The 14,893-nt window shown below is 60.6% G+C and carries 18 protein-coding genes and 3 pseudogenes; 17 read left to right on the top strand and 4 right to left on the bottom strand.

Features of this window, described 5'->3' with window-relative positions:
* The first annotated feature begins 47 nt into the window (after positions 1 to 47).
* From ML401_RS36850 to ML401_RS36840, 3 genes are all read left to right on the top strand, one after another.
* On the top strand, positions 48 to 674 hold the full coding sequence (locus ML401_RS36850) for an RraA family protein (protein ID WP_285813377.1): 627 nt from the start codon (positions 48 to 50) through the stop codon (positions 672 to 674).
* A gap of 21 nt (positions 675 to 695) precedes the next feature.
* Complete coding sequence (locus ML401_RS36845; protein ID WP_285813335.1) at positions 696 to 1,070, top strand: cupin domain-containing protein; 375 nt, start codon at positions 696 to 698, stop codon at positions 1,068 to 1,070.
* Positions 1,071 to 1,136: 66 nt separating this feature from the next.
* Positions 1,137 to 1,946 carry an alpha/beta fold hydrolase gene (locus ML401_RS36840; RefSeq protein ID WP_285813334.1) on the top strand — a complete coding sequence of 270 codons (810 nt, stop codon included), beginning with the start codon at positions 1,137 to 1,139 and terminating at the stop codon, positions 1,944 to 1,946.
* 75 nt (positions 1,947 to 2,021) lie between these two features.
* Here the strand turns inward: ML401_RS36840 and ML401_RS36835 are convergent, their stop codons facing one another.
* The 3 genes from ML401_RS36835 to ML401_RS36825 form a co-directional block, all read right to left on the bottom strand.
* The gene (locus tag ML401_RS36835; protein ID WP_285813333.1) at positions 2,022 to 2,969 is read right to left on the bottom strand and encodes an AEC family transporter; all 948 of its coding nucleotides are present in this window, start codon (positions 2,967 to 2,969) and stop codon (positions 2,022 to 2,024) included.
* Positions 2,970 to 3,007: 38 nt separating this feature from the next.
* Complete coding sequence (locus tag ML401_RS36830; protein ID WP_285813332.1) at positions 3,008 to 3,181, bottom strand: hypothetical protein; 174 nt, start codon at positions 3,179 to 3,181, stop codon at positions 3,008 to 3,010.
* A gap of 136 nt (positions 3,182 to 3,317) precedes the next feature.
* The gene (locus tag ML401_RS36825) at positions 3,318 to 3,773 is read right to left on the bottom strand and encodes a MarR family winged helix-turn-helix transcriptional regulator (protein ID WP_285813331.1); all 456 of its coding nucleotides are present in this window, start codon (positions 3,771 to 3,773) and stop codon (positions 3,318 to 3,320) included.
* 41 nt (positions 3,774 to 3,814) lie between these two features.
* On the opposite strand from ML401_RS36825, the gene ML401_RS36820 reads away from it, so the two are divergent.
* From ML401_RS36820 to ML401_RS36785, 8 genes and pseudogenes are all read left to right on the top strand, one after another.
* Complete coding sequence (locus tag ML401_RS36820) at positions 3,815 to 4,393, top strand: ABC transporter substrate-binding protein (protein WP_285813330.1); 579 nt, start codon at positions 3,815 to 3,817, stop codon at positions 4,391 to 4,393.
* 247 nt (positions 4,394 to 4,640) lie between these two features.
* A complete protein-coding gene (locus tag ML401_RS36815; RefSeq protein WP_285813329.1) occupies positions 4,641 to 5,264 on the top strand; it encodes a cytochrome P450 in 624 nt (207 codons plus the stop codon).
* Positions 5,221 to 5,580 (top strand): cytochrome P450, encoded by a 360-nt coding sequence (locus tag ML401_RS36810; protein WP_285813328.1) that lies wholly within the window; start codon positions 5,221 to 5,223, stop codon positions 5,578 to 5,580. The genes ML401_RS36815 and ML401_RS36810 overlap by 44 nt, the downstream gene beginning before the upstream one ends.
* Before the next feature lie 415 nt (positions 5,581 to 5,995).
* Positions 5,996 to 6,374, top strand: a pseudogene (locus ML401_RS36805) (cytochrome P450); the annotation flags it as partial.
* Positions 6,375 to 6,386: 12 nt separating this feature from the next.
* Positions 6,387 to 6,710 (top strand): 2Fe-2S iron-sulfur cluster-binding protein, encoded by a 324-nt coding sequence (locus ML401_RS36800; RefSeq protein WP_285813327.1) that lies wholly within the window; start codon positions 6,387 to 6,389, stop codon positions 6,708 to 6,710.
* A 57-nt stretch (positions 6,711 to 6,767) separates the two neighbouring features.
* Positions 6,768 to 7,269: pseudogene (locus ML401_RS36795) on the top strand (ABC transporter substrate-binding protein); the annotation flags it as partial.
* Between the two features lie 168 nt (positions 7,270 to 7,437).
* Positions 7,438 to 7,635 (top strand): hypothetical protein, encoded by a 198-nt coding sequence (locus ML401_RS36790; RefSeq protein ID WP_285813415.1) that lies wholly within the window; start codon positions 7,438 to 7,440, stop codon positions 7,633 to 7,635.
* A gap of 33 nt (positions 7,636 to 7,668) precedes the next feature.
* On the top strand, positions 7,669 to 7,842 hold the full coding sequence (locus tag ML401_RS36785; RefSeq protein ID WP_285813326.1) for a hypothetical protein: 174 nt from the start codon (positions 7,669 to 7,671) through the stop codon (positions 7,840 to 7,842).
* 85 nt (positions 7,843 to 7,927) lie between these two features.
* Here ML401_RS36785 and ML401_RS36780 read toward each other — a convergent pair whose 3' ends face one another.
* Positions 7,928 to 8,824 (bottom strand): LysR substrate-binding domain-containing protein, encoded by an 897-nt coding sequence (locus ML401_RS36780; protein WP_285813325.1) that lies wholly within the window; start codon positions 8,822 to 8,824, stop codon positions 7,928 to 7,930.
* Between the two features lie 110 nt (positions 8,825 to 8,934).
* On the opposite strand from ML401_RS36780, the gene ML401_RS36775 reads away from it, so the two are divergent.
* The 6 genes and pseudogenes from ML401_RS36775 (at position 8,935) to ML401_RS36750 (ending at position 14,649) form a co-directional block, all read left to right on the top strand.
* Positions 8,935 to 9,684: an SDR family NAD(P)-dependent oxidoreductase gene (locus ML401_RS36775; protein WP_285813324.1), complete on the top strand. Its 750-nt coding sequence runs from the start codon at positions 8,935 to 8,937 to the stop codon at positions 9,682 to 9,684.
* 24 nt (positions 9,685 to 9,708) lie between these two features.
* Positions 9,709 to 10,560 carry a transketolase gene (locus ML401_RS36770; protein WP_285813323.1) on the top strand — a complete coding sequence of 284 codons (852 nt, stop codon included), beginning with the start codon at positions 9,709 to 9,711 and terminating at the stop codon, positions 10,558 to 10,560.
* Positions 10,557 to 11,567 (top strand): transketolase family protein, encoded by a 1,011-nt coding sequence (locus tag ML401_RS36765; RefSeq protein ID WP_285813322.1) that lies wholly within the window; start codon positions 10,557 to 10,559, stop codon positions 11,565 to 11,567. The genes ML401_RS36770 and ML401_RS36765 overlap by 4 nt, the downstream gene beginning before the upstream one ends.
* Before the next feature lie 180 nt (positions 11,568 to 11,747).
* A complete protein-coding gene (locus ML401_RS36760) occupies positions 11,748 to 12,773 on the top strand; it encodes a TRAP transporter substrate-binding protein (protein ID WP_285813321.1) in 1,026 nt (341 codons plus the stop codon).
* Complete coding sequence (locus ML401_RS36755) at positions 12,770 to 13,864, top strand: TRAP transporter large permease subunit (protein WP_376717455.1); 1,095 nt, start codon at positions 12,770 to 12,772, stop codon at positions 13,862 to 13,864. Before ML401_RS36760 ends, ML401_RS36755 begins: the two co-directional genes overlap by 4 nt.
* Positions 13,810 to 14,649 (top strand): annotated as a pseudogene (locus ML401_RS36750) (TRAP transporter large permease subunit). Before ML401_RS36755 ends, ML401_RS36750 begins: the two are co-directional and overlap by 55 nt.
* Positions 14,650 to 14,893 lie beyond the last annotated feature (244 nt).

The raw sequence follows: 14,893 nt of genomic DNA, 5'->3' as shown, positions 1-14,893 counted from the left end.
GTGCGGCGCCAGATTGCCGAATTGACTGGATGTGAAACATGAACGTCATGACCGCGCTTGCCAGCGTGACAAAGCCACCGTCCGCCCTCATTGAAGCCTTCAAAGATGCCCCGACCTCGGTAATATCCGACAATCTCGACCGGTTGGCGGGTGCTGTTGGCTTGAGGCCGTTCCATCGTTCTGGACGAATGGTCGGGACGGCCTTTACCGTGCGGACGCGGCCCGGAGACAATCTCGCGATTCACAAGGCGCTTGAACTGGTCGGTCCCGGCGATGTCATCGTCGTGGACGGAGGCGGTGACGAGACGCGAGCGCTGGTCGGAGAGATTATGAAGAGCATTGCAGAGCAGAGGGGTGCTGCCGGCTATGTGATCGACGGCGCCATCCGAGACGTCGCGGCCTTCAGCGGGTCGGATTTCCCTTGCTTTGCCCGCGCGGTGATCCACCGCGGTCCCTACAAGAGCGGTCCAGGCTCCATCAATGTGCCCGTGTCGATCGGCGGATCGGTGATTGCGCCCGGAGATATCGTCGTTGGCGACGAGGATGGCGTTGTATCCTTTCCACTCGCGATTGCCGACTCGCTGATCGAGGCTGTTCGTGCCCAGATCTCGCGGGAAGGGGAGACCGTGAAGGCAATTCGCGAGGGGCAGTACGAGGGCTCTTACGGACGGTAGTGAACCAGACTAGAGGACGACATGACGGATCAGAAGAAGGAATTTCACAATCTTGATAAGCCGGATGACGGCTTGCTTCGCGAGCTGGCGCCCGGACTCACCACCCGAATCTTTTCGGGCGAACAGGCGATGCTCTCGGTGGTGAGCTTCGCACCGCACGCCGAAGGCGTGCTCCATCATCATCCTGAGGAGCAGTGGGGCGTGCTGCTGGAAGGCTCTGCTATCAGGGTTCAGGGCGGAGAGGAGATCCCTGTGCGCAAGGGCGACTTCTGGCGTACGCCCGGCAACGTCCCTCATACCATGCGGGCTGGCCCGGAGGGCGCCCGTGTGCTCGATATCTTCAGTCCGCCTCGGCCGGAGTACAAGAAACCCGGGTCCGGGTTCGGACAGTCGTAGGCCAACTGCTGGCTCTTGCTGAGAAGCGAGAGCCAGCGTACCCGCCGCCGCTTCAGAGGGAAGGCCGTGCAGGAAAACCGTGAACTGGCCCTAGTTCGGCTGCCGTCACAAGTGGAAGGGGTCGAATTGAGCGTGTCGGCGATTCATCGCACCGGCAAAGCTGCGCCGATCGTTTTCCTGCATGGCTTCGGATCTACCAAGGAAGACTACGCTGACATCGTCCGTCATGAAGCGCTCGCAGCGTATCCGTTTCTCGCGTACGATGCCCCGGGCTGCGGAGAGACGCATTGCGCGGATCTATCAGCGATTTCAATTCCTTTCTTGTTGAAGACTGCGCGGCGCGTGATCGAGCACTTCAAGCTCGACCGGTTTCATCTCGTTGGCCACTCGATGGGTGGACTCACGGCACTGATGTTCGCGCACCAATATCCCCAGCATGTGCTCAGTTTCGTCAATATCGAGGGAAACATTGCGCCGGAAGATTGCTTCCTCAGCAGGCAGATCGTGCAATTTCCGGAGCAGAATGTGGAGCGGTTCTTCGCCGATTTCATCGACCGGACCTGGCATATGCCAGCCTATGCCAGCGCCCTCTACGCTTCCAATCTTCATCACAAAGTGAGGGCGGCTGCGGTACCTGGAATATTCCGCTCGATGGTGGATCTGTCGGACACTGGAAAGTTGATGCAAACGTTCATCGGCCTTCGCTGCCCGAAGATGTTCATGTACGGCGAACAGAATGCGACGTTGTCCTATCTGGGCCTGCTTCGCGCAAATGGCGTACGGCTAGCCGAGATCCCGGCGTGCGGCCATTTTCCGATGTATTCCAATCCGATAGCAATGTGGACGCAGATTGCGGACTTCCTGGCCGGCGTTTAGAGGTTTCCGGCGATCGCTGAAGCGCTCATCGAGGCCGTGCTCGCCATGAGGCCCTCGGCGATTGAGGGCAAGCTGCTATTCGAGTGGACCCGCCAGCAAGAATGCTATGAGTAAAGGAAGCGTCACTGCCGACAAAAGTGTGCCTAAGGCAACCGCGGCAGACGTTGAGTTCGCCAGTAATTTGTACTGCGTGGCGAACAGGTAAGCATTGGCCCCTGCCGGCATGGCCGCAAATAGAACGATGACGTCGCCAACCAACGGCGGCAGACGGAGAATGGGAAAAGCCAGCGTCCAGGCAAAAAGAGGCATGATGATGAGTTTGAGAAGGCACATGACCGCGAGGCTCAGTGCTTCTCCGCGGAGTTCGAAACGCACAAGACCAATGCCCAGCGCGATCAGAGCTGCCGGAGACCCGGCTTGAGCGAGTTGCTCGCAAGTCCGATCTATCAGGGGATTCAGCCCCGCTCCGACCATTCGCCAAAAGAAACCAACTGCAATCGCGATTATGATGGGATTGCGCAAAAGATCGAACAATAGGCGAAGCACAAGCGTCCAGGTCGAGGTACCATCTTTCCGCTCGATCCAGGCGATCTGCAGCGTTCCACTGAGCCATAACAAGGGTGTGTTGATGGAAAGGATCAGCGCCATTGGCCCTGCTGCCTTCGGACCGAACGCCGTGAGCGCGAGCGGAATACCAAGCATCGCAATGTTGCCATAGACTGCGCTTGTGGCTGCGACAACGCCGGCCGCGGGCGCCACGCGGAGCAGGCGTGCCGACAGAGCGAGAGCAGCGATCCAGGTGAGGGCGACAGCGCCATAGTAGGCCCCCCATGCCAGCAAAGGATTTATGGCAGGGAATTGCGAGATGACGATGGTCCGGAAGAGAAGCGCTGGTATTGCAATCGAGAATGCGAACTCGGAAATGCCCTTCTGCGCACCTTCTGAAACAAGTCTGCTAACAGCTGCCGCGTAGCCCACAGCAATGAGCCCAAAGGTCGGAGCAACGATCGCAAGTACATTCATGCCGGGGTTGACGAGCAGACTAATTGTGATGCCGACGATTAGTCCAGACCGGCGCCGCGGTCCACCCGAAATTCAATAGGCCAGTCTGTTTGAATTTCGGTGAACCGCAGCGAGCGAAGAGGCGGTAAGGTGTGCACCTCGTTCTCGACCGCCTGGCATGCGGCTTCATCGGCACTGCCCAGCAGCGGACTAACTTCGATGTCGAGGCGCATGCGCATCAGCTCGCGTTGAGGCCAGTCGTGGCATCCTGGTGAACTTGGCGCGAGGATGAGCGCGCGTCAGCCACCTGGTTGCCAATGGCGAATGTCCTCTGCTTGTAAACGATCCAGTTAAGACTTGATCAAGAGTCTAAACGGGGCTGATCCGATTTAGCAGGCTGATCAAAGTGGATCGCTCCGTTTCATTGAGCGGAGCACGCATTCGGCGGTTATAGGGCGCCGTAAGCCGGACGGCGTCCCTCATCAATTTCCCGCCTTTCGACGTCAATGTGATCTCGATCGCGCGCCGGTCGATTTTGGACCGGCTTCGCTTCACCAGACCCGCGTCCTCGAGCTGGTGCAGGATTGTTGTCAGATTCGGGAGTTGAAGCCGCAACAGTGCTGCGATGCTACTCGGAACGACCCCCCGGTTGTCCCGCACGAGCATGAGGATTGCGTAGGTCGCAGGCGTCAGCCCGAGCTCGGCGAAGGTCTCATAAAAGCCGTCGAAGAACTTCAACTGGATCAATCGGATCACGAAGCCGGGGACGTTGCGAAGAGCGGCCAAATCGAGCTGCTTCTCTGCCGCTGTTGTTGTGATTGCCATAAGCTCCCCTGGGTCATCCACGTTCGCATCTATCGTTCCTGTTGCAGGCGCAGGCTTCCAGCGCCGACATCATCGGTATCGCCAACGCCGGTGACGATACGATCACTTCGATGAAGCAGGCCGCCGAGTTCGGCCTGACCAAAGATCACAAGCTGGTCGGTCTGATTCTGGGCATGAACGGCATTCCGTCTCTCGGGCTGCAAATCGCCCAAGGCGCCCAAATCATGAATCCCTTCTACTGGGACCTCAACGAGGCCACCCGGTCCTTCGCCAAGCGCTTCTCGGAGCGCATCCCATCCAAGGCCTATCCCAACGACATGCAGGCCGGGGTCTACGCTGGCGTCATTCACTACCTGAAGGCCGTCGACAAGGTCGGTAGCGCGAAAGACGGTAAGGCGGTCGTTGCCGCCATGAAGGAGCTTCCGACCGACGATCCCTTGTTCGGCAAAGGTTTCATCCGCAAGGACGGACGTAAGATCCATCCGCTCTATCTCCTCCAGGTCAAGTCGCCCGACCAGTCGAAATCCAAGTGGGACCTCCTGCAGGTCGTCGGGGTCATCAAGGGCGAAGATGCCTTCAGACCCGAGAACGAGGGCAATTGTCCTCTCAGCAAGCAATAAGTCGAGGCGGCCGCCATGAGCCAGTTTGCTTCCACCCAGATCGATCCGTTCGCTGATGAGGTGCTGATGGACCCGTATCCGGTCTACCAGGCCTTCCGCGAATTGGGGCCGTGTTCAGGATCGAACGGTACGACATCTGGGCGATGGCGCGGTATGAGCAGGTCGATTCCACGCTCAATGATTGGCAGACCTTCATCAGCGGGAGGGCGTCGGCCTGAAGGGTATGAACCCAACGCTGCCCCGGCCAATGACGCTGCAAATCGACCCGCCCGACCACGAGAAGGGACGCCGGGTACTCGCCCGGACCATGTCATCGGGCATCGCGAAGAAGCTGCGCGAGACCAGGGAGGCCGAGAGGAAAATTGGCGAGCTCGTCGAGCGCGGGACCTTCGACGCGATGACAGATCTCGCCATGGCCTATCCCCTGAAGGTTTTCCCCGACGCCATCGGCGTCTCAGAGGAGGGACGCGAGAACCTGCTCGCCTGGAGCACGTTCGTCTTCAACAACTTCGGGCCGGATAATCACATTCTCGCCAGGTCTCGTGCTCAAGGGCTGGCCGCGCAGAAGTGGATCATGGACCGTTGCGCGCGCAGCGAACTCAGGCCCAATGGCATTGGAACGATGATCTACGAAGCCGCTGATGCAGGTGAGATCACTGAACAGGAGGCCACGCATTTGGTCCGGCCGTTCCTAACTGCGGGAGTCGACACGACGATCAATGGTCTGGGGAATACCTTGCTTGCGCTCGCAAGCCATCCAGTGCAATTCGCCAAACTGCACGAGCGGCCGGCTCTCGCCCGCAATGCGTTTGAGGAAGGGCTACGCTATGATTCGCCTGCGCAGACCTTTCCTTCGCACCACCTCCCGTGAAGTGGAAATAGCCGGCGATATCATACCGTCAAGGACCAAAGTACTGATCTTCATGGCGTCCGCGAACCGTGATCCGGCTCATTGGCAAGAGCCCGAGCGCTTCGATGTGGAGCGACCCGCAACAGGGCATATGGGCTTCGGTTCCGGCATTCATGCTTGTGTGGGCCAGATGATCGCGCGCTTGGAAGGTGAGCTGGTTCTCACGGAGCTTGCGAAGCGCGTAAAAACAATTGAACCCATCGCCGAGCCCGAGCGCATGTTAAATAACACCCTTCGAGGCCTCAAACGTATGCCAGTCAGCGTGGCGCCTGCCTGAGCGAGCGATAGCCGCACTGTCTAATCTCGCGACCACTCTGGTCGACGGAGCAAATCACGTGCTGCCAAGGCAGCTCACCAGAATTTGAAGCGAGCCTTCTGACAACCCGCAGTTAGGTTGCTGCCCTGTTCGACCGCGTGAGCCCTCCGGCTTTGAAAGGTCACTACCGTTTGCAAGGAACGCCAGGTCAAGGGCCCATACCCGGCAGATTTAGAGCGCGGTGCCAAACGGCGATGAGGGAGACGGTCACGCGCTGGCCCCGATCGGGCTCGCGAATGAATGCGGCCTGAGCGGTCCAAAGGCGCAGTGTGACGTCGAAGATCGAGAGGGAGCTCCGCTATCAGACCGACTGTCTGCTGCTCCGCTGACTTGGCCGCCACAAGTTGTGGCGACCTCGTTTCAGGCAGTCGGGCTTGCGTTCGAGGAAGCCGTGCGGTTCGAAAGTCCGGTGGAGACCTTCTTCCCCACCACGACGCGCGAGGTCGAGATCGGTGGCGCGCGCGTGGGCGAAGGCGAGAAGGCCCTGATGTTCCTGGGCGCGGCGATCCGCGACCCGCGCCGTTGGGGCGAACCCGATCGCTACGACATCACCCGCAAAACCGCTGGCCATGTCGGCTTCGGATCCGGCATTCACATGAGCGTCGGTCAATTGGTGGCGCGGCGCGAAGGCGAGGTGGCGCTGTCCGCCATCGCGCGCAAGATCGCACCGATCGAGATCTCCGGTCCCGTCGAGCGCCGCTACAACAACACCCTGCGCGGGCTCGAGACCCCCCGTATCGATCACCCCAGCCTGACGAGGACCTCTGATGCCAGCCATTACTTTCGTCCATGCCAACGGCAACAGCGATCGCATAGATGCCAGCGACGGGGAGAGTGCGATGCAGGCGCCCACCCACTATGGCCTCGACGGCATTCTCGCCGAATGCGGCGGCGACGCCATGTGCGCAACCTGCCATGTCTACCTCGACGACGCCTGGCTCGCGTGGTTGCAGGCCGTCGGCGACGACGAGGACGCGCTGCTCGAGAGCACCGCCGCCGAGCGGCGACCCAACAGCCGCCTCTCCTGCCAAGTCCGGATCACGCCGGCACTCGACGGTCTCGTGCTGCGCCTGCCGGAGCGGCAGGTCTAGGTTTGCAAGAACGCTTTCGGCAATGACCGGCGGCGCGCAAACCGAGGAGGAGGACGAATGAAGCACCTGGGGTGGACGATTGCGCTTGCCGCAGGCGTTTCGGCCGGAGCGGCGAACGCGGAGATGTCGGACAATGTCGTGCGCATCGGCGTGCTCAACGACATCTCCGTCAACTTCCAGAACACCAACGGCAGGCTCTGTGGAACCGCGCGCATGGCAGCGGAAGATTTCGCCGGCGGCGGCAAGGACATGAAGGTCGACATCGTCTACGCCGATCATCAGAACAAGGCCGAAGTCGGCTCGGCCATTGCTCGAAAATGGCTCGATGTCGAGGTGTCGATGCCATCGTCGACGTGCGAAGACCTTCTGGGGCCACGACAAGCTGTTCGGCGACACACCCCTCCGCCAGGACGGTCGCGTGGTGCATCCGATGTACTTGTTCGAGGTGAACAAGCCGGAGGAGTCGAAATATCCGCACGACTATCACAAGCTGGTGTCGACCATCCCGGCGGATCAGACGTTTCGGCCCATGGTGGAGGGCGGGTGCGTGTTGGTGAAGAAGGGGCGCTGCTATCCTGCGGCCGGCCCGCGATCCAAACTATCCCATTTGACCGACCAAATAGGACATTTGCGCGTTTTCGCGATCAAGCTGAACGAGTCGGATCCGGTAATTCTCGTCGACACCGGCTCGACTTTTATGGCCGTCCAGCAGAACAAGGCGGTCGGAATGGTGGCCAGCACCACGACCGTCAGCTCACCAACGAATGAATCTAAGACCGCCGGCCAGCGGCTGAAGACGATCGAGGACCCCAAGGTGCTGCAGCCGATCGGCATCGGCATGAAGAAGGACGAGCCGACGCTGCTCGCCAAGGTCCACAAGACACTGCTCGCGCTCGATCAGGCGGGTGAGATCAACCAGCTCTGAGACAAGTGGCTCGGCCCGAACGCCGAGTTCAAGATGTCCCGCACCGACAAGGCCGTGCCGCCGGGATCGGCGCTTCCTTCCCAGCGACCTAACGATGAATACGAGGCTCGAGCGATCAAAGAGAACGGCTTCGTAATTGCCGATTTCACTCGCGATGGCATTTACTGCCCGATTTGCTTTTTGAGCAGGAAATGTCACGCGCGCTGAACAGTTCCGGTTTGGCCCGAACCTAGGGAGGTGGAGAGCAATCAACCGTTCTACCTGTGTGAGATTCCGGTCAGACAGTTGGATCTCAGTGCGATGAACCTCGGTTCTCAACGCCGAGTTGGGCCACGACCCAGTCTGCGAAAGCTCGTACCGCCGATCTCTGTCGGCTGGCCCGCGGATAGATCAGTCGGTGGCCGACGTAGCGGATGTCTGTTGCGCGGCCAGCCAACGGAGCAACCAGTCGTCCGCCGGCTAATTCGCGCTCGGCTAGAAGCGTTGATTCCAACGCCACTCCCAGTCCTTCGGCGGCGGTTGCAATCGCCAGGAAGCTACGATCGAACCTCATCCCGTGAAGCGCAGGAGCTTCCAATCCATTGGCGGCGAACCACTGATGCCATTGAACCTGCTTCACGTCTGAACGGATAAGCGTCTGATCGAGCAGATCGATTGGCTTCTTGATTGATTTTGCAAGCTTCGGGGAGCAGAGGGGAGTGACCGTTTCCTCGGACAGGCCAATAATCTCGACGCCCTCCGCCCTCGGCGGACCGTAAACGATGTCGACGTCGAAATCATCGTTGCTGAAACGCGCATAGTCTGTGCTGGCAGCCAAGCGAACTTCGAGCTTCGGATGGGCTGCAAGAAACTGCGCCAGTCGCGGCGCGAGCCATTGCGCTGCAAAGCTCGGAGCGGAATGGACCCGCACCAACTGCGGACCACGAGCGGCGACTTCCTCCAGGCCGCGGCGGAGCTGATCGAATGCAGCGCCGGTATGTCGCATCAGGTTCTCGCCGGCCGGCGTGAGCCGCACCGCACGCGCACTGCGCTCGAAGAGAACGGTTCGGAGCGTGTCCTCCAGTTTGCGGATCGCATGACTAACCGCACTTGGCGTCAGGTGAAGCTCATTCGCCGCATCGCGAAACGATCCGGTGCGGGCCGCCGCCTCAAAGGCACGAATTGCCGATATCGGGACGTTCGAGAGCATCGCATAAGTGAACCAGATTCATCGAACCATGACAACTGTGCGCTTGTCGGCGCGGTTAGCCAGGGTCATTCCTATCCTTGTCAAGGAAAAACAATTTGCGGGAGGAACTGATGCTGCTCAGCGGGAAGACGGCCATCATTTCGGGCGCGGCCTCGCCGCGGGGGATCGGGCTCGCCACCGCCCGGCGGTTCGCCTCCGAGGGCGCTCGAGTCGCCATCCTCGATATCGATGCCGGAGCCGCGGCAGGTGCAGCGGCCACTCTCGGCAAGGAACACCTCGGATTGCGCTGCGACGTCGCCGACAAGTCGTCCTGCGAGCGGGCGGTCGCAAGCGCCGTCGAAGCATTCGGTGGTATCGATATCCTGATCAACAATGCCGGCATTACCCAGCCGGTGAAGTTCCTTGAGATTTCGGCGGCCGATTGGGAACGCATTCAGGATGTCAATCTCAAGGGTGTCCTGTTCCTTTCGCAGGCCGTGATCCCGCATATGCGTGCACGGAAGTCCGGATCGATCGCATGCATGTCGTCGGTCTCGGCCCAGCGTGGCGGCGGAATCTTCGGCGGCCCGCACTATTCGGCGGCGAAAGCTGGCGTCCTTGGTCTCGCTAAGGCCATGGCTCGCGAATTCGGTCCCGACGGCATCCGCGTCAACTGTGTAACGCCCGGCCTGATCGGCACCGACATCACGGCGGGCAAGCTGACAGACGAGATGAGAGCGAAAATCCTTGAGGGCATTCCGCTCAATCGCCTTGGCACTGCGGAAGACGTCGCCGGCATCTATACCTTCCTGGCCTCCGATCTCTCCGCCTACGTCACTGGCGCTGTGATCGACGTCAATGGCGGCATGCTCATCCACTGAGCCAGAAAGATAAGGTCCAGATCGATGGAAACGCCGACCAAAACGTTGACCAATACGCCCAACCTGGCGGACCGCGCCGACAACATTCGCCGCAATGCGTTACGCATGGGCGAAGTCCAGAGCCAAGGCTATATCGCGCAGGCGCTGGATATCTCCGACGTTCTCGCCGTGGCTTACTTTCACGCAATGCGCTACCGGCCGGAAGATCCGTCCTGGGAGGGACGCGACCGCTTCCTTCTCTCCAACGGACACTACGCCATTGCACTCTATGCGGCTTTGATCGAGGCCGGAATTGTCCCTGAGGAAGAACTCGAAACCTATGGCAGCGACGAGAGCCGCCTGCCGATGTCGGGCATGGCCTCTTACACGCCCGGAATGGAAATGTCGGGCGGCTCGCTTGGCCTTGGGCTCAGCATCGCCGTGGGCATGGGCCTCGGGCTAAAACGGAAGAAATCCGAGGCGCGGGTATATACCCTCTTCTCCGATGGCGAGCTTGATGAAGGCTCTGTCTGGGAGGCAATCCAGTCGGCAGCCCACTACAAGCTCGACAATCTTATCGGCATCGTCGACGTCAACAACCAGCAGGCGGATGGTCCGACCACGCAGGTGATGGCTTTCGAGCCGCTGGTGGACAAGCTTCAGGCCTTCGGCTGGTTCGTGCAGCGTATCGACGGCAACGATCTCGAGGCCGTGCTCGCAGCATTCGATTCCGCAAAGTCGCATCCCGAGCCGAAGCCGCGGATGATTATCGCCGACACGTTAATGGGGAAGGGGGTGCCTTTCCTCGAGCAGCGCGAGAAGAACCATTTTATTCGCGTCGATCAGCACGAATGGCAACTCGCGCTTGCCGCGCTGGAAGCCGGGAGGCAGGCATGAAGACCGTCAGATCAGCACCACAGCCGGGCAAGCCGCGCCTGACCACGTCAGCAATGATCGCCTCGATCGCTGCGGAGGGCCAGAAGACGAAGCCAGCGCCTTTCGGACATGCACTCGTCCAACTCGCACGGAGCAGGCCGGAGGTGGTGGGCATGACCGCCGATCTCGGCAAATACACTGACCTGCACATCTTCGCCAACGAATTCCCCGATCGTTACTACCAGATGGGCATGGCCGAACAGTTGCTGTTTGGCGCCGCCTCCGGTCTCGCCGCAGAAGGCTTCATGCCCTACGCCACCACCTACGCCGTGTTCGCATCCCGGCGGGCTTACGACTTCATTCACCAGACCATCGCGGAGGAAGACCGCAACGTAAAGATTGTCTGCGCGCTGCCAGGCCTGACTTCGGGCTACGGGCCGAGCCATCAGGCCGCCGAGGATCTCGCGCTGTTTCGTGCGATGCCGAACATGACTGTCATCGATCCCTGCGATGCTCATGAAATCGAGCAGCTGGTGCCTGCGATCGCGGCGCATCACGGGCCGGTTTACATGCGCCTGCTGCGCGGCCAGGTGCCTGTCGTCCTGGATGAATACGACTATAAGTTCGAGCTCGGAAAGGCCAAGCTGATCCGTGACGGCAAGGACGTCCTGATCATCTCGTGCGGAATCATGACTATGCGGGCGCTCGAGGCCGTCCAAGCTTTGAAGGACGACCGCGTGGATGTAGCGGTGCTGCATGTTCCAACCATCAAGCCACTCGACGCCGAGACTATCCTGCGGGAGGCCAGCAAACCGGGACGGCTTGTCGTTGTTGCCGAAAACCACACGACCATTGGGGGCCTTGGCGAAGCAGTTGCCGCACTCCTAATGCGTTCTGGGGTGCATCCGCGTTTCCGCCAAATCGCATTGCCGGACGAATTTCTCGACGCCGGCGCGCTTCCAACACTGCACGATCGTTACGGGATTTCCACCGCAGAGGTCGCAAGGCAAATCAAACAGTGGCTTTAGCGCCCTTGGGCTGAGGCCCAACAAGCTGTACTCCGCCTGGCCCGCCGCACCTTGCGGCGGAGAACGCTGGCTTTTGCCCAAATGCCGGCGCTCAGCACCGCGGGCAAACGAATGAGCGGAACGGCTGCGTGGCCTGCACCGAGATTGCGGTCGCCAGGTAAATAACATGAGGAGGAAGACATGAGCGTATCGAAGCGCAGAAATATCAGCCGCCGTTCCCTGTTGAAAGCTGCAACGGTCATACCTCTCTGCGCAATTCTCACGCGGCCGGCATCTGCGGCCGAGTTCGTTTACAAATTCGCGACCGGCCAGGATCCGACGCATCCGGTGAACATCCGCGCGCAGGAAGCCATCAGTCGCATTCAAGAGGCTACCAGTGGCCGCCTGGAGATCAGGCTGTTTCCGGCAAACCAGCTCGGCTCCGACACCGAGCTCATGACCCAGGTTCGCAGCGGCGGCGTCGAGTTCTTCAACCAGTCCTCTTCTATCCTCGCCACTCTGGTCCCAAGTGCGGGCCTCGTGAACACCGGCTTCGCGTTTACGGACTACGATAACGTTTGGAAGGCCATGGACGGAGATCTCGGTGCCTACATCCGGGCACAAATTGCCAAAACGCCGATCATGGCGGTCTCCAAAGCATGGGACAACGGCTTTCGTCAGGTGACCTCGTCCGGCCGGGAGATCCGCACCCCGGACGACCTGAAGAATTTCCAGATCCGCGTTCCGCCCGCGCCGCTCTTGACCTCGCTTTTCAAGGCCCTCGGCGCCGGTCCGACGCCAATCAACTTCAACGAGGTTTATTCCGCGTTGCAGACCAAGGTCGTTGACGGGCAGGAGAATCCGTTGCCGATCATCGCGACCGCGCGTCTCTATGAGGTGCAGAGCACGTGCAGCCTGACCGGGCACGTCTGGGACGGCTATTGGATCCTCGGCAACAAGCGAGCCTTCGAGCGCCTGCCGAAGGATGTTCAGGAGATCGTGACCCGCGAACTAGATCGCTCCGCCGTCGACCAGCGGGCTGATATCGCAAAGCTCAGCCAGTCCTTGCGCACCGATCTGTCGGCCAAAGGTCTCAAATTTATTGAGGTTGATCGTGCCGCCTTCCGACAAGCTTTGTCCAAGACCAGCTTCTACTCCGACTGGAAGGGCAAATTCGGCGAGGAGGCGTGGTCGCAGCTCGAAAAAGCGGCGGGCCAGCTGTCATGAGCGGCGTGAGCCACGCTCCAAATGCTGATGACGGTCGGGCGACCGCCTCGACTGAACGGGGTCCTCGACATTGGGCGATAATAGCGAACACGATGTTGGGCCACCTTGTTGCGGTCCCAGCCGCGTTGCTAGTACTGGCCGAAGTCGCAATCCTGTCCGCAGGAATCGTGGGCAGGTACGTGTTCCGCTCCCCCATCGTCTGGTCCGACGAACTCGCCGGTATTCTCTTCCTCTGGCTTGCCATGCTTGGATCCGTGATTGCGTTCCAGCGTGGCGAGCACATGCGGATGACAGCCATCGTCGGCGTGCTTAGTGCGGGGGCTCGCGCGTTTTTTGATGTCGTGGCGGCCGCAGCCTCACTTGCGTTTCTCGTGCTCGTCGTTTGGCCGGCCTACGAATTTGCCGCCGACGAGGCCTTCGTCACCACGCCAGCGCTGGAGATCATCAACACTTGGCGTGCAGCGGCGCTGCCGATTGGAATTGGGCTGATGCTGGTCGCCGCGACCCTCCGGCTCTGCCGTATTGCCAGCCTGCGCAGCTTGCTCGCCTCCCTAGCGATCGTCGCCGGTCTCATTCTAGCGTTCGTTCTGCTCGCTCCGGTTTTGAAGCCGCTCGGCAATCTGAACCTTCTGATCTTCTTCGTCTTTGTTGTCGGTGCGATGGTCTTTGCGGCCGTTCCGATCGCCTTTGCATTCGGTCTCGCCACCGTGGGCTACCTCGCCCTGACGACGAGCACGCCCGACGTGGTGATGATCGGCCGGATGGATGAGGGGATGAGCCACTTGATCCTGCTCGCCGTGCCTCTCTTCGTCTTCCTCGGCCTGCTGATCGAGATGACGGGCATGGCCCGCGCAATGGTCGGCTTCCTGGCGAGCCTCCTAGGCCACGTCCGCGGCGGGCTGCACTACGTCCTGGTCGGGGCTATGTATCTAGTGTCCGGCATCTCGGGGTCCAAAGCGGCCGATATGGCGGCCGTGGCTCCCGTGCTGTTTCCCGAGATGCGGCAGCGCGGGGCGAAACCGGCGATCTCGTTGCGTTGCTGGCCGCGACGGGGGCGCAAACCGAAACGATCCCGCCGTCACTGGTCCTGATCACGATCGGCTCGGTGACCGGCGTGTCGATCTCGGCGCTGTTTACCGGCGGATTGCTACCGGGCGTGGTGCTCGCAGTCATGCTCGCGGCAGTCGTGTGGTGGCGGTATCGGCGCGAGGACCTATCTCACGTCAAAAGGGCGACGGGGCGCGAGATCGGCCGCGCCTTTGTCATTGCCATTCCTGCGATCGCCTTGCCTTTCGTGATCCGGACCGCCGTCGTCGAAGGCGTTGCAACGGCAACGGAGGTCTCGACCATCGGCATCCTGTACTCGGCCTGCGCCGGTCTCTTCATTTACCGCCAGTTCGACTGGCGACGCATCTATCCGATGCTGGTCGAGACAGCCTCCCTGTCGGGGGCGATTCTACTCATCATCGGCGCCGCGACAGGAATGGCCTGGGCGCTGACCCAGCGGGATTTTCAGCCTCGCTTGCAAAGTTCATGACTAACCTTCCCGGCGGGATCCCCGTCTTCCTGGCGGTGACGATCGTAACTTTCGTGATTCTGGGCAGCGTGCTGGAGGGGATCCCAGCCATCGTCTTGTTCGGTCCGCTCCTGTTCCCGATCGCGCGGCAGGTTGGGGTCCACGATGTCCACTATTCTCGCGATGGGCATCGGCTTGTTCGCGCCGCCGTTCGGGGTCGGCTACTACGCGGCCTGCGCCATCAGCCGCATCAACCCGGACGACGGCATGAGACCGATCGTGGGATACATGATTGCGCTGCTCATTGGTACGCTGATCGTTGCCGCCGTGCCCTGGCTATCGATCGGCTTCCTGAAATAAGACTATTCGGTTCCATGAGACGGACCGCGATGGCCTGCTGCCTTGGAAAAGACGCCTGCGGATAGAGCTTCCTGGCGTCCGCAGGAAGCTTATAGCGTTGGCGAAGCGAAACATCCCGCTCTGCGTGTGAACTGGTTCATATGCGCGTCGTGCAGCCTTGGATGACCAACACCGCAAGCAGGCTCCGGCTTGGCTCGCGCTTTGCAGGTGCCACGAGGGCTCTCCTTGTCGGAACTCGCGAGCT

The organism is Bradyrhizobium sp. 62B (genome assembly GCF_030272265.2).
Lineage (GTDB): Bacteria > Pseudomonadota > Alphaproteobacteria > Rhizobiales > Xanthobacteraceae > Bradyrhizobium.
Note: the sequence above shows the minus strand (reverse complement) of the source record. Positions and strands in the feature narration are given on the sequence as shown.